At 63.3% G+C, this 22,397-nt stretch carries 15 protein-coding genes and 1 tRNA gene; 5 read left to right on the plus strand and 11 right to left on the minus strand.

Annotated elements, in window-relative coordinates; all coding sequences use genetic code 11:
- Positions 1–286: 286 nt before the first annotated feature.
- Together AT700_RS23430 and piuD are read right to left on the minus strand one after the other, a co-directional pair.
- Positions 287–2,839 carry a PepSY domain-containing protein gene (locus AT700_RS23430; RefSeq protein WP_048521666.1) on the minus strand — a complete coding sequence of 851 codons (2,553 nt, stop codon included), beginning with the start codon at positions 2,837–2,839 and terminating at the stop codon, positions 287–289.
- Between the two features lie 215 nt (positions 2,840–3,054).
- The gene (gene piuD, locus AT700_RS23435) at positions 3,055–5,355 is read right to left on the minus strand and encodes a TonB-dependent siderophore receptor PiuD (protein ID WP_033955595.1); all 2,301 of its coding nucleotides are present in this window, start codon (positions 5,353–5,355) and stop codon (positions 3,055–3,057) included.
- A 216-nt stretch (positions 5,356–5,571) separates the two neighbouring features.
- Here piuD and AT700_RS23440 point away from each other — a divergent pair, with 216 nt between their 5' ends.
- The 3 genes from AT700_RS23440 to AT700_RS23450 all read left to right on the plus strand — a co-directional run bounded on the left by AT700_RS23440 (position 5,572) and on the right by AT700_RS23450 (position 8,995).
- On the plus strand, positions 5,572–6,252 hold the full coding sequence (locus AT700_RS23440) for a Fe2+-dependent dioxygenase (RefSeq protein WP_031635559.1): 681 nt from the start codon (positions 5,572–5,574) through the stop codon (positions 6,250–6,252).
- Positions 6,253–6,254: 2 nt separating this feature from the next.
- Entirely contained in the window at positions 6,255–7,070 is an 816-nt protein-coding gene (locus AT700_RS23445; protein ID WP_003116242.1) for a tetratricopeptide repeat protein, read from the plus strand.
- Positions 7,071–7,192: 122 nt separating this feature from the next.
- Positions 7,193–8,995, plus strand: a complete 1,803-nt coding sequence (locus tag AT700_RS23450) for a phosphoethanolamine transferase CptA (RefSeq protein ID WP_048521670.1) — start codon at positions 7,193–7,195, stop codon at positions 8,993–8,995.
- Positions 8,996–9,050: 55 nt separating this feature from the next.
- Here AT700_RS23450 and AT700_RS23455 read toward each other — a convergent pair whose 3' ends face one another.
- The 6 genes from AT700_RS23455 to AT700_RS23480 all read right to left on the minus strand — a co-directional run bounded on the left by AT700_RS23455 (position 9,051) and on the right by AT700_RS23480 (position 17,223).
- Positions 9,051–9,476 (minus strand): VOC family protein, encoded by a 426-nt coding sequence (locus tag AT700_RS23455; RefSeq protein WP_003094613.1) that lies wholly within the window; start codon positions 9,474–9,476, stop codon positions 9,051–9,053.
- Positions 9,477–9,591: 115 nt separating this feature from the next.
- The gene (locus AT700_RS23460) at positions 9,592–10,755 is read right to left on the minus strand and encodes a type III PLP-dependent enzyme (protein ID WP_003094617.1); all 1,164 of its coding nucleotides are present in this window, start codon (positions 10,753–10,755) and stop codon (positions 9,592–9,594) included.
- Positions 10,756–11,206: 451 nt separating this feature from the next.
- Positions 11,207–13,228, minus strand: coding sequence for a methyl-accepting chemotaxis protein (locus AT700_RS23465; protein WP_004352859.1), 2,022 nt, complete (start codon positions 13,226–13,228; stop codon positions 11,207–11,209).
- 189 nt (positions 13,229–13,417) lie between these two features.
- Positions 13,418–14,254, minus strand: a complete 837-nt coding sequence (gene ampE / locus AT700_RS23470) for a regulatory signaling modulator protein AmpE (protein ID WP_003110342.1) — start codon at positions 14,252–14,254, stop codon at positions 13,418–13,420.
- The gene (gene ampD / locus AT700_RS23475) at positions 14,251–14,817 is read right to left on the minus strand and encodes a 1,6-anhydro-N-acetylmuramyl-L-alanine amidase AmpD (RefSeq protein WP_003094640.1); all 567 of its coding nucleotides are present in this window, start codon (positions 14,815–14,817) and stop codon (positions 14,251–14,253) included. The genes ampE and ampD overlap by 4 nt, the downstream gene beginning before the upstream one ends.
- Positions 14,818–14,967: 150 nt before the next feature.
- Positions 14,968–17,223, minus strand: a complete 2,256-nt coding sequence (locus AT700_RS23480; protein WP_016264271.1) for a DUF1631 domain-containing protein — start codon at positions 17,221–17,223, stop codon at positions 14,968–14,970.
- 285 nt (positions 17,224–17,508) lie between these two features.
- On the opposite strand from AT700_RS23480, the gene nadC reads away from it, so the two are divergent.
- Entirely contained in the window at positions 17,509–18,357 is an 849-nt protein-coding gene (gene nadC / locus AT700_RS23485; RefSeq protein WP_003122081.1) for a carboxylating nicotinate-nucleotide diphosphorylase, read from the plus strand.
- 52 nt (positions 18,358–18,409) lie between these two features.
- Here nadC and AT700_RS23490 read toward each other — a convergent pair.
- From AT700_RS23490 to AT700_RS23500, 3 genes are all read right to left on the minus strand, one after another.
- Positions 18,410–18,485: transfer RNA gene (locus tag AT700_RS23490), tRNA-Thr, on the minus strand.
- A 52-nt stretch (positions 18,486–18,537) separates the two neighbouring features.
- Positions 18,538–19,923, minus strand: coding sequence for an O-antigen ligase family protein (locus tag AT700_RS23495; protein ID WP_003122080.1), 1,386 nt, complete (start codon positions 19,921–19,923; stop codon positions 18,538–18,540).
- A 75-nt stretch (positions 19,924–19,998) separates the two neighbouring features.
- Complete coding sequence (locus tag AT700_RS23500; RefSeq protein ID WP_048521673.1) at positions 19,999–20,463, minus strand: pilin; 465 nt, start codon at positions 20,461–20,463, stop codon at positions 19,999–20,001.
- Between the two features lie 230 nt (positions 20,464–20,693).
- On the opposite strand from AT700_RS23500, the gene pilB reads away from it, so the two are divergent.
- Entirely contained in the window at positions 20,694–22,394 is a 1,701-nt protein-coding gene (gene pilB / locus AT700_RS23505) for a type IV-A pilus assembly ATPase PilB (RefSeq protein WP_058207841.1), read from the plus strand.
- Positions 22,395–22,397: the final 3 nt, after the last annotated feature.

Raw genomic sequence — 22,397 nt, forward strand, 5'->3', positions numbered from 1 at the left:
GCGAAGTCCCGATAGCTCCGTAGGGCGCATGACGCCAACGGCGTCATCCGCCGATACCCCGCCGAAATGGCGGATAACCGCTCTGCGGTTGTTCGCCCTACGCCACGGACAGCGCGAAGTCCGATAGCTCCGTAGGGCGGATGACGCCAACGGCGTCATCCGCCGACACCCCGCCGAAATGGCGGATAACCGCTCTGCGGTTATTCGCCCTACACCCCGCAAAGCCCAGCAGTCCCGGCAGTTGGCAACGAAAAGGCTCCCTTGGGAGCCTTTTTCATTCATCCGTTCAGTACACGTCGCGTCGGTAACGTCCTTCGTCGGCCAGGCGTTGCAAGGCCTCCTCACCGAGCACTTCGCGCAGCACCCGGTCGACACCGCCGGCCATGCCCTGCAGGCTGCCGCAGACGTACAAGGCCGCGCCCTCGTCGATCCAGCGCCGCAGTTCATCCGCCGCTTCATGCAGGCGGTCCTGGACATAGATCTTCCCCGCCTGGTCGCGGGAGAAGGCCAGGTCCAGGCGTTGCAGCTCGCCCCTGGCCAGGGCCTGCTCCAGCTCCGCACGACAGTAGTAGTCGTGGGCGAAATTGCGTTCGCCGAACAGCAGCCAGTTGCGCTTGCGCCCGGCGGCAATGCTGGCGCGCAACAGGCTGCGCAGGCCGGCGAGCCCGGTACCGTTGCCGATGAGGATCAGCGGCACGTCATCCTCCGGCAGGTGGAAGCCCGCGTTGCGGCGCAGGCGCAGGGTCAGCGCGGCGCCGAGCGGCAGGTACTCGGTGAGCCAGCCGGAGCAGATGCCCAGGCTGCCGTCGGCATGCTGCTCCTGGCGTACGATCAGTTGCAGGTCGCCATCGCTCTGCAGCGACGCGATGGAGTACTGGCGCACGGAAAGCGGAATCAGCGCATCCAGCAGCGCCTGCGGGTGCAAGCCGACCAGGTGTTCGAAAGAGTCCGGCAGCAAGCGCCCAGCCAGGGCCTGCTCCAGGCTCTGCTCGATGCCCTCGACCGCCACCCGCGCCTGGCCGTCCAGGTTATGCCGCTGCAGCCATTCGCGGATGCGCGCGGACGCCTGGTGCGGGACGATCTCCAGCAGATCGCCGGCGCGCCATTGGATGGCGCTGTCGGTCGGCGCACGCAGGTCCAGCAGCCAGGTCGACTCGCCCTGGCTGCCAGGATTCAGGCACTCCCGCCGCGCCAGCGACCAGACCTCGAAGGCCGGCGCTTCCCAGGCCGCCGGGGCGGCACCGCCGGTCACCTCGGCCAGGCTTTCCTGCCATTGGCGCAGGGCCGCGGCGTCGCCATCATCGACCTCCACCGGGGCGAACAGGCTCCGCGCGCCCTGCCCCTGCAACCAGCCCTGCATGCGCCGGGCGAAGCCGCAGAACTGCTCGTACTGGCGATCTCCCAAGGCCAGCAGGGCGTAGCTCAGGCCATCGAGGCTGGCGGCCTGGCCAAGCACCTTGCGTTCGAAGCCGCGGGCGCTGTCCGGCGCCTCACCGTCGCCGAAGGTGCTGACCACGAACAGCGCCTTGCGCGCCTCGGCGAGTTGCCCGGCATCCAGGCGCGCCAGCGATTCGACCCGCACCGGCAACCCGGCCGCCTGCAACTGGCCGGCGCTCTGCCAGGCCAGTTGCTCGGCAAAACCGCTCTGGCTGGCGTAGCCGATCAACCAGGGCTCGCCGCTGGCGCCGGCGCTGCCGCCCAGGTCGGCGCGGCTCGCCCGTACCGCGCGTTTCTTGCGCCGGCGGTCGAGGTAGAGCAGCCAGCCGGTGATGAAGAACAGCGGCATCGCCAGGCTGGCGAGCATCATCAGGATGCGTCCGGCCATGCCGAAATAGCTGCCTACGTGCAATGCATAGACGCTGGCCAGCAACTGGCTGCCGAAAGAACGGTCGCTATAGCGCTGGTCGCTTTTCACCTGGCCGTTGGCCGGGTCCAGGATCAAGGTGTTGAAGGCACGCTCGTGCGGCGCGTCGGTCAGGCGATAGAACACTGTCGCCGGCTGGCCGCCCGCCGGCGGCAGGCGCAGGTTGTAGGCCTGCAAGCGGTCGCCGCCGGCCTGGCGGATGCTGTTCCATACCGCCGCGTAGTCGACCACCAGCGGAGCCGCATCGGCCGGGCGCTCGCCACGTCCGCCCGGCTTGCCGCGCTGCGCCTGCTGGCCGGCGGGCGCGTCGTCGAGCAGTTTGAACAGGCCGTTGCGGTACCACTCGTAGGACCAGTACAGGCCGGTCAGCGCAGCCAGCAGGTAGAGCGCCAGGCACCAGGTGCCGGCCACGGCATGCAGGTCCCAGTTGAAACTGCGCCCCTTGCGCGACCAGTCGAGGGTCAGCCAGGCGCGCCAGTCGAAAACCTTGCGCGGCCAGCGCAGGTAGAGACCGGACAGGCAGAAGAAGATCAGGATCAGGGTGCAGGCGGCGGTGACCTGCTTGCCGTACTCGCCCATGGCGAGGAACCGGTGCAGTTGCATCATCAGGTTGAAGAAACCCTCGCCGCGTGGCTCGCCGACGAAAGCCCCGGTGTAGGGATCGATCCAGCGCGACTCGCCGCGGCGCTGTCCCGGCGGCGGGGTATAGAAGATCCGCCCGGCCTTGTCGCTGTCCATCTCGACCCAGACGAAGGCCACTTTCCGCCCCGGCTCGGCACCTTCGATACGGCGCACCAGTTCGTCCAGCGGCAGCACACCCTCGGGGCGCTTCTGCACCACCAGCACGTCAGGGTTGAGCGCGCGCATCAGCTCGTCCTGGAACGACAGGGTCGCTCCGGTGACGCCCATCAGCGCCAGCACCAGGCCGGCGCTGATACCGAAGAACCAATGCAACTGGAACCAGACTTTCTTCACAGGATCACCTTCACGGCCGCCGCGCGGCAACAACGGGACTACGCCGACGCCAAGCGCCGGCCAGACGACACGAGGACGTCGGCGGGCAATTCTATTTGATAATCAGTTGCGATAAAGCCGAATTAACGTTCTTTACGCTCTATTTACCCACCTGGATGCGGGAAAGCCCCATCCCGCAGGGGGAATGGGGCTTTCGTGGGGAGCGAGAGCGGCAGTCAGAAGTGGAAGTTGGTGCTGAACAGTATCGTCCTTCCAGCGGCCTGGGACGCATAGTGCGCCGCATAGGCTTTGTCGAAGTACTTCTTGTCGAACACATTCTGCACGTTCAACTGGAAATCGACGTTCTTGCTCAGTTTGTAGCTGGCCATTGCGTCATAGCGCCAGTAATCGGGGACATAGACGGTATTGCCAACGTCGCCATAGACCTTGTCGACATAGAAAGCCCCGCCGCCGATGGTGGTCGTCGGGAAGATGTCATAGGTGGTCCAGAGACTGAAGCTGTTCTTCGGCGTATTTGGCATCTCGTTGCCGTTGTTGGAAGCCGCCGATGCGTTCACATTGCCGTTACGCCCAGCCTTACCGGCATCGACCAACTCGCTGTCCAGGTAGCTGTAGCCCGCGAACACCTTCCACTTCTCGGTCAGCTTGCCGCTGGCGCTCAACTCCACGCCGTCGACGCGGGATTGTCCGGCGTTGTCGTAGGTCTGGTTGGCGACCAGGATGCGGGTATTGTCCTTGTCGGTGCGGAAGATCGCGGCACTCAGCTCCAGCCGCTCGTTGAAGAAAGCCCACTTGGTACCAAGCTCGTAGTTCGTGGTTTCTTCCGGCTCAAGGTTGTTGCTGATGGCGAACCCGTCGACAGCATTCGAGGTATCCCCATTATCGAGCATGCTACCCGGCGGCGTAGCCGAAGTGGCGTAGGACGCATAGATACTGCCGTTGGGTACAGGCTTCCACACCAAGCCTGCCTGCCAGTTCCAGAAGCTCGACTTGTCGCTGAGTTTGGTAGCGGGTCTTACACCGTGGTTCTTCGCCGTAGTTTCGAAACTATCGAAGCGCGCGCCAATATTGACCTGCCACTGCTCGTTCAGGTCGATGGTGTCGAACGCATATATTGCCTTGGTGGTGCCGACCGTATTCAGCGGCGCATATTTCCGGGTAATACTGCCATTCCATGGATCGTGCGGATTGGGATTTTCCAGACTAGTGCAGTTATAGCCGCTAGGCGCCCCGATCAGCGATGGATTGCACTTGTTGCTGCCCAGGCCGGTATTGGTATCGACGGTATACCCATCGCGCTTGCTGTCTTCTCGGCTGAACTCCAGGCCGGTGCTGAAGCTGTTCTTGAAGCCACCCAGGTAGAACTCTCCAAACAGGTCAGTCTGGTTGACTGCTGTGGTGGTGGTACTTACCCGATTGTTCTGGCGGCGCCAGACCGAGCCATTGTTGATGTTGCCCTGGCTGTCATCCGGTTGTGTCCACAGATAGTCCTGATGACTGTTGCCGTAACGCGAGGTATTGCGAATAGTGAGGCTGTCAGTCAGATCATGCTCAACGGTGATGGTACTGGTATCGATGCGGCTCTTCTGGAAATCGCGCCCCGTCAGCCCATAGAAATTGCCTCGATCGACATTCACCGGTTTGTCCGGATTGTGCTTGCTGCGATCGCTACTCTTGGCATAGGGAATGCCCGAATCCGGGGTATCGTCACTTTCCAGGTGATAATGGCTGACGGTCACTCGGGTCGGCGAGCCAAGACCGAAGGTGAGCGACGGCGCTACGCCCCAGCGACTGACATCGACTTCATCGCGGCCCGCGACATTGGCATCGTGCTTGAGAAGATTCAGCCGGAATGCCGCATTGCCATCGAGGAATTCCTGGTTGAGGTCCAGGGTGTAGCGGCGAGTCTGGTCAGAACCATAGGTGAAGCCTCCATCGATGAAGTTCCCAGCCTTGGCCTGCTTGCTGACGAGATTGAGGCTGCCGCCGGCCGAGCCCCGTCCTCCGAATGCCGAGTTAGGGCCCTTGCTGACCTCGATCTGCTCAAGGTTGAAGATCTCGCGGGTCTGTGCACCAGTATCGCGTACACCATCGACGTAAGTATCGCTTTGCGCATCGAAGCCGCGAATGAATGGCCGGTCACCGGTGGGATTGCCGCCCTCGCCCGCGCCAAAGGTAATACCTGGAACGGTACGCAGTGCATCCTGGAGAGACACGGCGGCGGTATCCTTGATCACCTGCTTTGGTACTACCGTGACGGAGCGCGGCGTATCCAAGAGCGGCGCGGTGTACTTCTTCGACGCCGAGCGGTCGACGTTGTAGGTGGTTTCGTCCTGCTGCTCGCCGACGATGGTGGCCGCATCCAGCGACAGTACGCGGTCCTTGTCGGTCTTTTTCTGCCCGGCCTCGTCGGCGTGCGCTGCCTGCGGTGCGGCGATGGCGGTGATGGCCACACCGATGGCCGAAGCCAGCAGACGTTGCGAAGAAACGGCGGTATCCGTGGACTGACGCGACATTCGAAACCCCTCCCCGGGAGCTGTGAAGGTCGCGGAATTTATTGCAGATCAGAATTGTTATCAATTATTACGGATTCGCATTCGACAGGAATTTACATTCTTTACAATTTTCTCATTACATTTTTCCCATCTCGCTCGTCTGGAACATTTGGCGGTTTTACATGGCCAATGCAAATCAATATCATTGGCAATCATTTCGCCTTCATGGACAGCGCCATGTTGCTGCATATTCCCGCCATCTTCACCGCCGAGGAAGCCTCCCGGATCCGCGCAGCCCTGGAGCAGGCGGAATGGGCCGACGGCAAGGCGACCGCCGGCTACCAATCGGCCAAGGCCAAGCACAACCTGCAACTGCCGCAGGACCACCCGCTGGCCCGGGAGATCGGCGAAGCCATGCTGCAGCGCCTGTGGAACCATCCCCTGTTCATGTCCGCCGCCCTGCCGCTCAAGGTCTTCCCGCCGCTATTCAACTGCTATACCGGCGGGGGCTCGTTCGACTTCCACATCGACAACGCCGTGCGCGACGTCCATGGCGGCCGCGAGCGGGTCCGTACCGACCTGTCCTCGACCCTCTTCTTCAGCGACCCGGAGGACTATGACGGCGGCGAACTGGTGATCCAGGACACCTACGGCCTGCAACAGGTGAAGCTGCCCGCCGGCGATCTGGTGCTCTACCCCGGCACCAGCCTGCACAAGGTCAATCCGGTCACCCGCGGCGCGCGCTACGCCTCGTTCTTCTGGACCCAGAGCCTGGTCCGCGAAGACAGCCAGCGCACCCTGCTATTCGAAATGGACCAGTCGATCCAGCGACTCACCCGCGACGTCCCCGACCATCCCTCGCTGATCCGCCTCACCGGTACCTACCACAATCTCCTGCGGCGCTGGTCGGAACTCTGAACATGCGCCACCTGCTGCTTCGTCACGACGCGCTGGACGCCGAAGGTTTCGCCGCACAACTGGCCGGTACCCCGGGCGAGGTTGCCCAGGCCATCCTCGGCGCTGCGCGCGAGGGCCTGACGGAAGCCCAGGCCCTGCTCGGACAGATCCTTCTGGACGGCCAAGGCATCCAGCGCGACCCGACCCTGGCGCGGACCTGGTTCACGATCGCCGCCGAACGCGGCCACGCAATGGCGCGCAATATGCTCGCTCGCTGTCTTGAACATGGCTGGGGCGGCCCGGCGGATCCAGCCGCGGCAGCCGTCCACTATCGGATCGCCGCCCAGGCCGGCCTTGACTGGGCCCGCTACAACCTGGCCAATCTCCACGCCACCGGCCGCGGCGTGTCCCAGGACCAGCCGCGCGCCTATGCGCTGTATCGGCAAGCGGCCGAGCAGGGCCACGCGAAATCGATGAACCTGGTGGGGCGCTACCACGAAGAAGGCCTGGTGGTCGCTCGCGACCTGGCGCAAGCTGCGCACTGGTATCGACGTTCCGCCGAGGGCGGCGATTTTCGCGGCCAGTTCAGCCACGCCGCGATGCTCAGCGCCTCGGGCCGCCATGCCGAAGCCGAAACCTGGCTCCGGCGTGCCCTCGAAGGCGGCAACCTGAACTTCCTGCGCAGTGCCCGCCATGGCCTGGAGCAGTCGGCCCACCCGCCGTTCCGCAGCCTGGCGCTGGCCTACTACCGACGCGCGGCGCAGTTGGGCGACGACACCGATCGAGAGGCTCTGGAACAGGCGCTCGAACGTCACGGGTACGCACGACTGCCCGTCTGACGAACAACGCCCAACCCTTTGTTCACACCCACATAACACTTTTTTGACAAGCCTTTCCCTACCCTCGCCGCTTCATCGAGGCGAGCGACGATCGCGCCTCCGGTCCATCGTACGAGGCTATCGTGTCCCCCACTCCACCAAGCGTTACGCGCAATCGCATCGACTGGGCCGGCCTGGGCTGGCTGTTCCTGTTCTTCTGGTTCTTCTCCGGCATCACCCAACTGCTCCTGCTGACCTCCGGCAACAGCGGTTTCTCCGGTTTCCGCAACGCCATGGTGCTGAGCACCATCTGGCTTGCGCCGGTGTTGCTGTTCCCGCGCTGGACCAAGCCGCTGGCCGCCGTCATCGGGCTGGTGCTGTGGGCCGCCTCGCTGGTCGGCCTGAGCTATTTCGGCATCTATCACCAGGAATTCTCGCAAAGCGTGATCTTCGTGATGTTCGAGTCGAACACCGCCGAGGCCAGCGAATATTTCAGCCAGTACTTCAACCCCTGGATGACCCTCGGCCTGGTGCTCTACAGCCTGGTCGCCATCCTCCTCTGGCGCCGCCTGCGCCCGGTCTACCTGCCGCGCTTCAGCGCCCTGCCGGTGGCGGTGCTGCTGATCGTCGCGACCATCGGTTATCCGTTCTACAAGCAACTGGTCAGCCAGGGCCGGCCCTTCGACGAAGCCCTGGACAAGGTCCAGGCGCGCATGGAACCGGCGGTGCCCTGGCAATTGCTGATCGGCTACCAGCAATACCGCCAGCAACTGGGCAGCATGCAGGCGCTGTTGCAAAAGAACGCGGCCCTACCGCCGCTGAAGAACCTCGTCGATGCCAATGGCGATACGCCGCGCACGCTGGTCCTGGTGATCGGCGAATCCACGTCGCGCAAGCACATGAGCCTCTACGGCTATCCACGCGAAACGACCCCGCAGTTGGACGCACTGAAGGCCGCGAACCGGAACCTCACGGTATTCAACAACGTGGTGGCGTCGCGGCCATACACCATCGAGGTGCTGCAGCAGGTGCTGACGTTCGCTGACCACGAGCATCCCGACCGCTTCCTCACCGATCCGTCGCTGATGAACCTGATGAAGCAGGCCGGCTACAAGACCTTCTGGATCACCAACCAGCAGACCATGACCAAGCGCAACACCATGCTGACGACCTTCGCCCAGCAGACCGATGCGCAGTTCTACCTGAACAACCAGCGCAGCCAGAACGCCAGCCAGCTGGACGGCGCGGTGCTGGCGCCCTTCGCCAAGGTGCTGGACGACCCGGCGCCGAAGAAATTCATCGTGGTCCATCTGCTCGGCACCCACATGAACTACAAGTACCGCTATCCCGCCGATTACGCTCGCTTCGTCGACCGCCAGGGCGCCCCGGCGGCCCTCAGCGATGACCAGGTGGAGGTCTACAACAGCTACGACAACGCCGTGCTGTACAACGACTACGTGGTCTCCAGCCTGATCAAGGGCTTCGCCAACAGCGATCCGAACGGCTTCCTGGTCTACCTCTCGGACCATGGAGAGGAAGTCTTCGACGAAGCCCCGCACGACCGTCTCGGCCGCAACGAAGGCGACCCGACCCGCGGCATGTACACCGTGCCCTTCCTGGTCTGGACTTCGCCCAGCTGGCAGCAGACCCATCCGCGCGACCTGCAGGCCCTGGTCGACCGACGCTACAGCAGCGAAGACCTGATCCATACCTGGTCCGACCTCGCCGGCCTCAACTATGACCTCTTCGATCCGACCAAGAGCCTGGTGAGCAACGACTTCCAGCATGAAGTCCGCTGGATCGGCAACCCCTATGCCCACAATGGCTTGCGCGACTTCGACAAGCTGCCGCTGGACAAGGCCGACGCCGGGCAGCAGGTAGCCCAGGCCGGACGACCCGCGCCAACGACGCCGCGCGCACCGTCCCGCCAGCCGAACGAAGGCTGACCGCCGCCAAGGAATGCGCCCCGCCGAGCGGGGCGTTTTTCCATCCGTAGCGCCCTCAGGGCAAGACCAGGTTGCCCTGCTCGTCGAACGGCCAGAACGGGTTGTAGGCAATTTCCCAAAGGTGTCCATCCGGGTCGGCGACATATCCGGAGTAGCCACCCCAGAACACTTCCTGCGGCATCTTGGTCGCCTGCCCGCCGGCCGCCGTGGCTGCGGAGAACAGACGGTCCACCTCGTCCCGCGAGGCGCAGTTGCAGGCCAGGGTGATAGCCGCGAAGCCGGTCGGACGATCTTCCACCTGCGCATCCTCGGCGAGGGCGCTGCGTCCGTAGAGGCCGAGGACCAGGTTGCGGCCCTTGAGAAATACCACCTGCTCGTTGCCGTCCGAAGAGGGCTGCCAGCCCAGCGCCTGGTAGTAGAGAGAGGAGCGGGCCAGATCGGCGACCCCGAGGGTCACCAGGGAAACACCATTGCCTGTCATGTCGGCGTCCTTGTCATGGGTTGTCGAACAAGGCTGGCACGAGCGCCGCGAGGCTTCCAGAGCGACATGAAAAAGCCCCGCCGAGGCGGGGCTCTTCGTAGCAGAGGCGACTGCGCTAGAGGTAGAACGCCTTCAGCGGCGGGAAGCCGTTGAACTCCACCGCACTGTAGCTGGTGGTGTAGGCGCCGGTAGACAGCCAGTAAAGGCGGTCGCCGCTCGCCAGGTTCAGCGGCAGGCCATACTTGTAGTGCTCGTACATGATGTCGGCGCTGTCGCAGGTCGGGCCGGCGATCACCACCTCTTCCATCTCGCCCTGCTTCTCGGTCCAGATCGGGAACTTGATCGACTCGTCCATGGTTTCGATCAGTCCGGAGAACTTGCCGACGTCGGCATAGACCCAGCGCTCCACGGCGGTCCGCGACTTGCGGGCGACCAGCACCACTTCGCTGACCAGGATGCCGGCATTGGCGATCAGCGAACGGCCCGGCTCGAGGATGATTTCCGGCAGGTCGTCGCCGAAGTCCTCCTTGAGGAAGCGGATGATCTCCTCCGCATAGGTTTCCAGGTCGTTGGTCTTGGTGATGTAGTTGGCCGGGAAGCCGCCGCCCATGTTGATCATCTTCAGGACGATACCGTCTTCTTCCTTCAGGCGCTCGAAGATCACCTTGACCTTAGCGATCGCCGCGTCCCACACCGAGATGTCGCGCTGCTGCGAACCGACGTGGAAGGAAATGCCGTAGGGCTCCAGGCCCAGCTGGCGGGCCAGGATCAGCAGGTCCATGGCCATGTCGGTCTGGCAGCCGAACTTGCGCGACAACGGCCAGTCTGCGGTAGTCGAGCCCTCGGTGAGAATACGCACGTAGACCTTGGCGCCGGGAGCGGCCTTGGCGATGTTGCGCAGGTCGGCTTCGGAGTCGGTGGCGAACAGGCGCACGCCCTTCTCGTAGAAGTAGCGGATGTCCTTGGATTTCTTGATGGTGTTGCCGTAGCTGATGCGCTCCGGACCGACGCCGGTCTTCATCACCTTGTCCAGTTCGTAGATCGAGGCGATATCGAAGTTCGAACCCTTGTCGCGCAGCAGCTCGGTGATTTCGGTAGCGGGATTGGCCTTCACCGCGTAGTAGATCCTGGCGAAGGGGAAGCAGTCGGTCAGTTGGTCGTAGGCATCGGCGATGGTTTGCTTGTCGATGACCACGAAGGGGGTTTCCTGCTTGTCGGCGAAGGCCTTCATGCGCTGGAAGGTTTCAGGGGCGAAATAATCCTCGACCTTGATGGACATGGTTGGGACTCCCAATGGCAAAACACATGGATTCGTAGGGGTGAAGCTGAACGTCTAATCCGTTTCCCCACTTTGGTTCGCCTACTTCCCAAGGCATGTCGCCGAGTATCACCTGCCTGCCGGCAGCCACCGCCTGTTCATCCTGGTAGGTCGCGCGCGTGTCCCGCGCGACAACCTGGCCGCTTGAGCAGCGGACGTCGCCTTGCCACAAGGCGATCTCTCGTCGTCAGTACTTGAGCCGGATGGATCGTTTCCAGCATGGACGTTCGGGCGCGAACTTTAGGACCAAGGGGACGCGAGATCAATAAAAAAATGCCGCGATTTCGCCTCCGCCTGTCGCACCGCCGGATTGACCTGCTCAGCCTTTACCCCATGTGCATGACAGTGGGATGTCCCCGTCCGCCCAGCGTTCAATCGGATGGACGAAAAACGTCCCGCGCAGGCCTTGCGCCTACACCCGGAACGCGCCGATCAGGCGTTTCAGTTGGGTCACCTGGGCGCCCAGTTCGCGGCTGGCCCGTTCGGTCTGGCTGGCGCCTTCCGCGGTGCGCTCGCCGGCCTGGTTGATCTCGACGATGTTCTGGTCGATATCGTGGGCCACGGCGGTCTGTTGCTCGGCGGCGGCGGCGATTTGCTGGTTCTGGTCGACGATCATGCCCACCGCGCCGAGGATATTCTCCAGTGCCTGCTGCACCTGCGCCGACTCGTTGACCGTGCCATCGGCGGTATGGTGGCTGCTGCCCATCGCCTTCACCGCCGCATCGACGCCGCCCTGCAGGCGCAGGATCATCTGTTCGATCTCGGCGGTGGATTGCTGGGTGCGCTTGGCCAGCGTGCGCACCTCGTCGGCCACCACCGCGAAACCGCGCCCCTGCTCCCCGGCACGAGCGGCCTCGATCGCCGCATTGAGCGCCAGCAGGTTGGTCTGTTCGGCGATGCCCTTGATCACATCCAGCACCTGGCTGATCGAGGCGCTGTCGCTGGCCAGGCGATTGATCGCCGCCACCGACTGGTCGATCTCGCCGGCCAGGCGCTGGATGCTACCCACCTGCGACTCGACCAGGCTGCGCCCGCTGAGGGTTTCCTGGTTCACGCTGTTCGCGCTGCTCACCGCCATCGCCGCGCTGCGCGCCACTTCCTGAGCGGTAGCGGCCATCTGGTTCATCGCCGTGGCCACCTGCTCGATCTGGCTGCGTTGCCCGGCTACCGCCTGGTTGCTTTCGGCCGACACCGACTCGACGCGCAGGGTCTGCCGCTCGACCTCGCCGACGGTCTGGCTGACCCGCTCGATCAGGTCGTGGATCTTCGCCACCGATTCGTTGAACGATTGTCCCAGCTCGCCCAGCTCGTCACGGCTGCGGGCCTGGAAGCTGACCGTCATGTCGCCGCCGGCGACGCGCTCCATCATTCGCCCGAGATCCTTCAGGGTGGCGCGGGTGGAAACGTAGAAACCGCCGTAGAGGTATAGGATCGCGGCGAAAACCACGGCCAGCGCGGCGACTAGCAACAGCATCTGCGTGCGCACCTGTTGCAGGCGCTTTTGCAACTGGGTATCGAGATAGCCGAGAACGGCGTCGTCGAGCTGGTAGGTCTTGTCCATCGCCGCGCTGACCTGATCGTAGAACTGCGTCCACGGGGTATCCAGCGTCTCGGCCACGATCACCCGGTCCTCGAACAACTGCCCCAGGCTCTTCAGGGTCTCGCGACTGGCCTGGGCGGCCTCCTCGAGCAGCTGTGGGCTGCCGGCCAGGGACTCCTGCAGCTTCAGGCCATACTCGCCATGCAGTTTCTCGAACTCCAGCAGCAGTTCGTCGAGCCGCGCGCTGGAGGACGAATTGAGGAAACCCTGGCCCAGGGAGTAGGCGCCGATGGCGCGCCCCTTGCTGATGGCCGCCGTCACCTCCGGCGTTATCGAGCCGACCAGCTCGCTGAGCTGGCGCACCTGGCGCTGGCTGTCCTGGCTGAGCCCGGCCTGGGCGATGAGCAACTTGATGAATACCTGTGCGCTACCGAGCAGCTTCTCCGCCCGTGCGCCCTTGCCCTGCAGGGACCCTTCGGCCTCCACGGCCTGCAAGCCGTTGAGCAACCGGTCGCGCTGGGCCTCGAATTCGGCTACCGCCGCACCATCCTCGCTGAGCGGCGCCAGCGCCTCGAGCCGCCCGCGCAGCCCCTTCTGGACGTCCGCGATGCGCGCTTCCAGATCGCCGGCCTTGCCGGACTGGCCGATGACCGCATTGATCTGCAACAGATCGTTGAGGGACTCCAGGCCACGCCGGATCTGCAGTCCGCTACCCAGCAGCGTCAAGCTCTGCAGTTCGATCCGGGTGTCGCTGAACTGGCGATAGGCATCGCGCACCAGATAGAAGCTGGTGATCAGCAGCGGCAGGAAGAACAGCACGCTGATCAGGCCGAACTTCATGCCGAAGCTGAGCCGGTTCATCAGCGCGATGGCGGGATAGAGTACGGTCTTCACCCAGACGTCTCCTGATTGTTCTTATCGTTCTGAGAGATGCCGCCGCGTGGCGACATTGACGCACGGAGTCCGCTCGGTAATGGCCTTTCGAAATCATGCGGACACGTTCACCTGTGTACCCGATATCGGCCTGGTGTTCTGTAACTTAAGGTTAACGGGGAATCGCAGGCGGATTCCCCGTCGCTGCGCTCAGAGGAACAGCGCGCAGAAGGCGAACACGGCGTACCAGAGCACGGCCGCACGCACCAGCAATTGCCAGAGCGCATCCAGGCTGGCGACGCCGGCGGCACCCAGTTCGACCGCTTCGACATCGCTGGCGACCCGTCCGGCCTTGCCCAGCAGCGCGGCCGCCGAGATGTCCCAGGCCAGCAGCCAGTGCAGCAGCACGCGGATAACCGCGAGGAAGTTGCCGACCAGGGCGAAGCTCAGCACCAGCGCACGCACCGGCAACCAGTCGAAGATATGCCGGACGCGCGCCGCCTGTTCGCGCAACGCCGGCTGGCGGGCGTGCTCCAGCGCCAGTGCCAGCAGGCGATAGGCCAGGGCCGCCACCGGGCCGAGCAAGGCATACCAGAAGATCACCGCGAAGAAGCTCTGGTAGCCCTGCCAGAGCAGATGGCCGTGCACCCGGCCGATCAGGTCGCTCTCGCTGCCGCCCAGGATCCCCAGATCGCGTTCGGCGACATGGAAGGCAGCCTGGGCCTCCTCGCGCCGCCAGGCGTCGCGGAACGGCCCGAGGTCGGCCATGACGTCGCCGCGGCCGAGACTGTAGACCACCACCAGAAGATGCAGCGGAAGGCTCAACCAGCCATAGGCCAGCGGCTGCAGCAATGTCAGCAGCAGGGCCAGCGGCAGCAACGGCAGGACCACCGCGAGCAGCAACCCCAGCCAGGAGCGGCGGGACACCGAGGGCAGATCCTCGACCAGGCCCAGCCAGGCGAGCCAGGCGCCATCGCGCTGGATACGCCGGCGCCAGCCGGAGAACTTCTCCAGCGCAAGGGCCAGCAGCAACACCAGGAACGTCATGTTTCCTCCTTGGAATCGGTCAATCCGGCGCGGTAGCGCGACCAGTCGAAAGCCTCGCCGGGATCGGTCTTGCGCTCCGGGGCGATATCGCAGTGGCCCTGGATGCGTTCCGGGGTGATCGCCGGGAAGGCCGCGCGCAACAGCCGCGTCAGCCCGGCCAGGGCAGTGTACTGCGCGTCCGTGTACGGTTCCGTGTCGGTCCCCTCCAGTTCGATGCCAAGGGAGAAGTCGTTGCACGCCTCGCGACCGTCGAAGCAGGAAACCCCGGCATGCCAGGCGCGGTCGTGGCAGGAGACGAACTGGGTGATGGCGCCGTCGCGTTCGATGAGGAAATGCGCGGAAACCGTCAGGTGGCGGATCTCCTCGAAATAGGGATGTTCGTTCGGGTCCAGGCGATTCTGGAAGAACGCCTGGACCTTGCCGGTGCCGAACTGTCCCGGCGGCAGGCTGATATTGTGGATGACCAGCAGCGACACCGCGTCCCCTTGCGGACGCAGGTTGAAATTCGGTGAAGGGCAGTGGCGGACGCCACGGACCCAGCCGGTAACGGAATCGAAATGCATACGGGCTCCTGAACGAGCCCCCACTCTAATCCAGCGGCGCCGGAATGACGATCAGGCGGGCTCTGGATCGGCCGCTTCGACATGCGTCGAGGAAAGGTATTACCCGCAAGAACGAAAAGACCCGGCATCCGCCGGGTCCTCGAGAAGCGGCTAGGCGCCCTTGAGGCGCCGCAGGTTGCCGATCACCGACTCCAGGGCCCGGTCGAACAGCAAGGCATCGTCCAGCAGGCGTACCGCCTGCCGGCGAAACTCCACCGCCAGGCCCATGCGGGTCTTTTCCAGGACCTTCATCCCGGTGCGATTGACGAAGATGTAGCGACCGGTGGGCCGGATCACTGCCGCCAGCTTGCAGCGCAGCTTGTGCTCGGCGTCCTCCTGGATCTCCACCCAACTGCCGACACGCAGCGCATCGACCCGCAGCAGTGCCTCGTCGTTGTCCGGCAGGCGCACTTCGCTCTCGACAGGCGCCGGGGCGGCGTCCGGCGAGGTCAGGACGATTTCCTCGACCACCCGCAGCATGACCGGCGCCCGGGGCTTTTCCGCGGCCGTGCCCGGGGTCGCTTCGTCGAGCAGGGGGCTGTCCGCGACCGCCGCCTCGCCGCGCTTGTCGCGCTGCAGGCCCTGGACATGCAGGGTTTCCAGCTGGCTGAAGAATTCACCGGTGGAAAACGGATCGAAGGCTGCGCTGGCCAATCCCTCGCGCAGCGCCTTGAGCAGGCCTGGCACGCGCTCCAGCAACTGTTGGCGGGACAGCGGATCATCATGCGGGCCGACGCTCCAGATCAGCTCGTCCATGGTATCCAGGGCCTCCCGCCACTCGGCCGAAGCCTTGCCATGCTTAAGGCAGATCAGCAGCATCACCTTGCTCCAGGCATCCCGCAGCAGGCGCACCACCACCTCCGGCAGGACCTTGCCGAGCAGTCGCTGGTTCAGCACCTGCTCCACGTCCTGACGAGCCAGTTCGGCCTTGGCGCGGCCTTCCTCGGCGTCGCGGGTGCGCTGCTCGAGGAGCTCGCTGCGGCGGCGCTCGTCGCCGGTGAAGGCAATGAAGTCCTCCAGCAACTCGGCGAAGATCGCCGGGTCGTCGACGAAGTCGTTCAACAGCCGCATCACGACCTGTTCGATCTTCTGGTACAGGCTGTCGCGCCGGGCATCATTGTGTTCGGCCCAGCCCAGCGACGCGGATGCGATCTCGTTGAGCAGGCGACGCGCCGGATGGCTACCGCGGCTGAAGAAGGTCTTGTCGAGCAGGGCCACCTTGAGCATCGGGATCTGCATCCGACCGATCAGGGCCTTCAGCGAATCAGGCAGGGTGCGGTCGTCGAGAATGAATTCGAACAGCATCGACACCAGGTTGATGACGTCATCGTCCACCTGGCCGACCACCCGAGAACGGCCGCTCTTGTGGCTGACCCGCTGGAGCAGTTGATCGACCCCGTCGCGGACGTCGAACTCCGCGGCGCCAGGGCCCGGCAAGTGCTGTTGCAGGTGGGAAAGCAGGCGCATCAGGTCGTTGCTGGAAATCGGCGCGGCATTCTCAGGCGTTTCGCGACGGTAGAAGGAAGGATTGTCGCGGACCTGCGCCAGCAGTTCCTGCAGCGCGCCGAAGACTTCCTGCTGGCCGCCGTCGAGCAGCGCAGCCTGTGCCTGCAGGGTCCCGGCATCGCGTACCGCTTCGGGACGGACAGCGGGCTGACGCCGCGGCAGCGCGGATTTGAGTTCCGGCAGCACGCCCGCAGCGACCAGGATCTGGTTGGCCTCGGCGTACAACTGGTCGCAATGGGCCAGGACGTACTTCTCGAACAGCTTGAGAATGATCAGCTTGACCTTGATCTCGACGCCGAGCCCCTGGCAGGCATCGAGGAAAGCCGCGGTCAGCGGACGCGGAGCGAGGGGATTGCTCTTCTCGTCGACCTTCCGGCCGACCAGGGTGTTCAGGCGGGTGCTCAGGTGGGCCAGCGCGGTGGCATCGCGGCTCATCACCCGCGCCACCATCGCGTCCACCGCGACGGACTCCTCCAGTTCCTCGTTCTGTACCAGGCTGAGGCTGTCGAAGGACACGGTATCCAGGGTCGGCACGGATTTGCCGGACTGTACCTGGTTGAGCGCCGAGAACTCCTCGAAGACCTTCTGCAGGTAGACCCGCTCGATACTCTTGCGCTTGAGGCGCAGGTCGCGCATGGCTTCGAAGAAAGCGTTCTGTTCGAGGTTACTGGTGGCTCGGTCGGCCATTTCGAAGAGGGTGTCGTCGGCGTTGTCGAACAACGCCTGCAACGCCTGTTTCAGCTGCAACGCCGCCTTGTCGCGCACCTGCACGAGGATGACCGGCAGGCGCCCCGCTCCGGCGTTCGGCGACGGCTCGGAAGCGACCCTGGTCAGGTGCACCACATTGGCATCGTTCTGCATCGGGACTCTCCTGCCACCCTCGCGGCCGCGCATGGAATGGCAAAAATCGGGCACAGAGGATCGATTGGCGTCGTCCGTAACGTCAATTTCCAGGCGTCAAAAACAAGTATCTACATTCATTATAGAGATACTTTCAAATCTAGATAGAGGGTTTTCCTATAGACATGACTCTCTTCACACAAGCGAAGGCCGATGAATGGCGGCCGTCCCGACCGGCGCCCAGGCAGGCACAGACGCCGTCCGCTGCGCTCCGTATAATCGCCCGATCTCGTACAGGAGCCCGCCATGCCTAACCTCACCCTTGCCGACCTCCAAGGCGAAATCCAGGCCAACGTCCGCACCGCCCTGGCGGAAGACGTCGGCGGCGGCGACCTTACCGCTCATTTGATCGATCCACAGCGCGAGGCCGAGGCCCGGGTGATTACCCGCGAGCACGCGACGATCGCGGGCCGCGCCTGGGTCGACGAGGTCTTCCGCCAGGTCGATCCCCGAGTGCTGGTGACCTGGCAGGTGGAGGACGGCCAGCGAGTCGAGCCGAACCAGATGCTGTTCCAGCTAAAAGGTCCGGCCCGCGCCCTGCTCACCGGCGAGCGCAGCGCGCTGAACTTCCTCCAGCTGCTTTCCGGTACCGCCACCCGCAGCCAGCACTACGCCGACCTGGTCGCCGGCACCGCGGTGAAGCTCCTCGACACGCGCAAGACCCTGCCCGGCCTGCGCCTGGCGCAGAAGTACGCGGTCACCTGCGGCGGTTGCCACAACCATCGCATCGGCCTCTACGATGCCTTCCTGATCAAGGAAAACCACATCGCCGCCTGCGGCGGTATCGATCGGGCAATCGCCGAAGCCCGGCGCATAGCACCCGGCAAGCCGGTGGAAGTGGAAGTGGAGAACCTCGATGAACTGCGCCAGGCGCTGGAGGCCGGCGCCGATATCGTCATGCTCGACGAACTCAGCCTGGACGACATGCGCACCGCCGTCGCCCTCACCGCCGGCCGTGCCAAGCTGGAAGCTTCCGGCGGAATCAACGAGGGCACCCTGCGCAACATCGCCGAGACCGGCGTCGACTACATCTCCATCGGCACCCTGACCAAGGATGTCAGGGCCGTCGACCTGTCCATGCGCCTCACCCTCTGAACGAATCGCAGGTAATAAAAAGCCCCGCCGAAGCGGGGCTTTTTATTGCGACTGGTGCCGGATAGAGGAATCGAACCCCCGACCTTCTCATTACGAATGAGCTGCTCTACCGACTGAGCTAATCCGGCGGCGCGGGGAAGGTATCACTCGGCACAGCCGGATTTCAACCGATATTCCCCCTCACATGGGAATCCAACCCTGAATCCAGAAACGTGGCGCCTCACCGCCGCCGTGGATTTCCAGGTAGCGCTCCTCGGCCGCGGTCAGCCCCGGCACCTCGAGCAGCAGCACGCGCCCCAGCACGACAATGACAACGACAGCCAGGCCCCGACAGAGCCAGCGCTGTGCGGGGGACGGCGCGACCGGCTTCGACCAGCGTGCCATGGCGATGCCTACCAGCAAGGCCAATACGGTCTGGGTGAAGGGCATGACGAACACGCCGTCCACCTGGGCCAGGACCAGGACCGAAACGAGGGCCAGCCACAGTCCGGCATCCATCGGATCGCCCTGTTCACGCAGGTAACGCGCGCCGCGAAGCAGACCAAGGGTCATCAGTCCAACCACCAGAAGGCCAGCGACCCCGCCCCATTCAGCGAACCACTGCAGCAGCATCTGGTGCGGGTGGGCACCGACGCTGTTCGGCACCGCCGAGAAATGCATGGGCCCGACCCCAAGCAAAGGATGGGCTACGAACATGCCCCAGGCATCTCGCCACAACACGTCGCGCAGAGACAGACCACTGCGCATACCGGACATGAGGGTCATGTCGATACCTAGCCAGGTCGGCAAGGCAACCATTAACAGGAAATAGAGCGCCAACCCGACGAATGCCGCGGACAACTGGACGATCAAAAAGCGGCGCCCCACGGGGCCGATCCAGCAAAGCGCGAGATGCGCGACGGCGAAACCCAACCAGAGCCCGCGTCCAGCCAAGGCGAAGGAGATGCACCATTGGATGGCCAGCAGCAGCATGACAAGCCAGGACAGTCTGAACCGCCCGGTCTCTCGCAGGTACAACCCCAGCGCAGCCATCAGCGGCAGCAGCATGGCCTGGAACTGCCCCATGGTCCGGACGTTGGAAAAGCCGCTGAGCAGAACCCTGGGATTCAACTCACGGAGCCCGCTGACGAAGGCCGCGAGATAGGAAAGCAGGAACTGGTAGCAGAAGAACCCTCCCAACACGACCACCCCCCAGAGGGCGATACGGCGAACCCACTCTGGGCTGGCGGATATATTGAAGGAAAACAGCATCAGGCCGGCGAATACCGACCATTCCTTGAATGCCCAGGAAGGATTGGCGGAGAGAAATGCGGAAACGCTGCCTAGACCCAAGATAACCAACAGTGTTACCTGAACCATCCTTCTGGCAAATGACAGACGAGAAGAAAAGAGCAGCAGGAGTGACGATCCACTCAACACCACCAATTGGAGTATTCGCTGCTGATCATGCCAGTTCTTGGAAACCCCGCAGTAAACAACGGGAGAAAGCAGAAGAATACTTATCAGCAATAATAGAATAGTACGCGACGCCTTACCCATCCTTTCCCAGGCTAGCCAAATTCGCATCACATGGGCTCCAGAATGAAAACGCCCCGCAATGCGGGGCGCTTCCTTCACACTCAAAACAACTCAAAAAACCGATTAGGATTTCGGGCAATTAGCCGGAGCGTAGTTGGGCTTCCAAGCTGTAGGAGTTTTGGTGATTTTGCAGTTCCAGACTCCGTCATTTTTACGCGAAACAGTGATTACAGCCCCTTTGATAGCGGAACCAGAAGATTTACCCAAGGTAGCGACCAACTCAACGGTGCCATCTTTATTGTCCGTTACCTGGATCTGACTCTCACCAGAACCATCTAGCAAAGTAGACTCGGTGAAGCCAATGTCATACTGGGTATCTTTAGGAGTCGCGCTGGAAACAATCTCCTTCCCTTCCAGAATCGCCGACTCCGCAGCGGTCTTCAGCGCGCTGACTTCACTCACGGCACGGGTCACCTGGGTACGGGCGGTGTAGTCCTGGTATTGCGGGATGGCAATGGCGGCCAGGATGCCGATGATCGCAACCACGATCATCAGTTCGATCAGAGTAAAACCCTTCTGAGCTTTCATGAATATCTCCATGTGGTATGTATAGGCCAAACGCCTTCCCCCTTCAAAGCAGGTTGCATGCCAACCTTTCAAACGCCCTCCTTTCGCAACTCTTGCGGGGACTTCGAAAGTGTTCCGCTCTCCCCTGCCGGCAATATGTGACACTTTTTGGCATCTCGGAATCGTCGGTTTGGCAGCCCCAGGCATCTGCGTTATAAGTCTCGCTCCAAGCCTTCTTCAGATGCTCCCCAATGAACGATTCCACGCCTCTCAGCGGCCTTGCCAAGCAACTGGTCCTGAACGAACTCCTCGACGAAAAGACCGCCCGCCAGGCCCAGGTGCAGGCCGCGCGCAACAAGCAGTCGCTGGTCAGCCACCTGGTCCAGGCCAAGCTGGTGCAGAGCCGGGCGTTGGTCGAGGTGGCCGCCGAGCAGTTCGGCATCGCCTATTGCGACCTGAACAGCCTGGATCGGGAAAGCATTCCGAAGGATGTCATCAGCGAGCGCCTGGTCCGCCAGCACCGTGTGTTGCCGCTGTGGAAACGCGGCAACAAACTGTTCATCGGTCTCTCCGACCCGACCAACCACCAGGCGGTCACCGATATCCAGTTCAGCACCGGTCTCACCACCGAAGCCCTGCTGGTGGAGGACGACAAGCTCGGCGTAGCCATCGAGAAGCTCTACGAGGGCGCTATGGACGCTCTCGGCGACCTCGGTGACATCGATCTCGACGGGGTCGATGTAGGCAAGGCGGAAAGCGCCAGCCAGGACGACGGCGGCGACGATGCCGAAGATGCCCCGGTGGTGCGCTTCGTCAACAAGATGCTGCTCGACGCCATCCGCGGCGGCTCTTCCGACCTGCACTTCGAGCCCTACGAAAAGACCTACCGGGTGCGCTTCCGTACCGACGGCATGCTCCACGAAGTGGCCAAGCCGCCGATCCAGTTGGCCAGCCGCATTTCCGCGCGACTCAAGGTAATGGCCGGCCTGGATATCTCCGAACGGCGCAAGCCGCAGGACGGGCGGATCAAGATGCGCGTGTCGAAGACCAAGTCGATCGACTTCCGCGTCAACACCCTGCCGACCCTGTGGGGCGAGAAGATCGTGATGCGGATCCTCGACTCCTCCAGCGCGCAGATGGGCATCGACGCACTGGGCTACGAAGAGGACCAGAAGGAACTCTACCTGGCCGCGCTCAAGCAGCCACAGGGCATGATCCTGGTCACCGGCCCCACCGGCTCGGGCAAGACGGTTTCGCTGTACACCGGTCTGAACATCCTCAATACCACCGACATCAACATCTCCACCGCTGAAGACCCTGTGGAGATCAACCTGGAAGGCATCAACCAGGTCAACGTCAACCCGCGTCAGGGCATGGACTTCTCCCAGGCGCTGCGCGCCTTCCTGCTCCAGGACCCGGACGTGATCATGGTCGGCGAGATCCGCGATCTGGAGACTGCCGAGATCGCCATCAAGGCGGCGCAGACCGGGCATATGGTGATGTCCACCCTGCACACCAACAGCGCCGCCGAGACCCTGACCCGCCTGCTGAACATGGGCGTGCCGGCGTTCAACCTGGCGACCTCGGTGAACCTGATCATCGCCCAGCGCCTTGCGCGAAAACTCTGTTCGCACTGCAAGAAAGAACACGACGTGCCGAAGGAAACCCTGCTTCACGAAGGTTTCCCGGAAGAGCTGATCGGCACCTTCAAGCTGTATTCGCCTGTAGGCTGCGAAAACTGCAAAGGCGGTTACAAAGGTCGCGTCGGTATTTATGAAGTGGTTAAAAACACCCCCGCCCTGCAGCGGATTATCATGGAAGAAGGCAACTCCATCGAGATCGCCGAGCAAGCCCGCAAAGAAGGCTTCAACGATCTGCGCACCTCAGGCCTGCTGAAAGCCATGCAGGGAATCACCAGCCTGGAGGAAGTCAACCGCGTGACCAAGGATTAATCC

It is taken from the genome of Pseudomonas aeruginosa (genome assembly GCF_001457615.1).
Lineage (GTDB): Bacteria > Pseudomonadota > Gammaproteobacteria > Pseudomonadales > Pseudomonadaceae > Pseudomonas > Pseudomonas aeruginosa.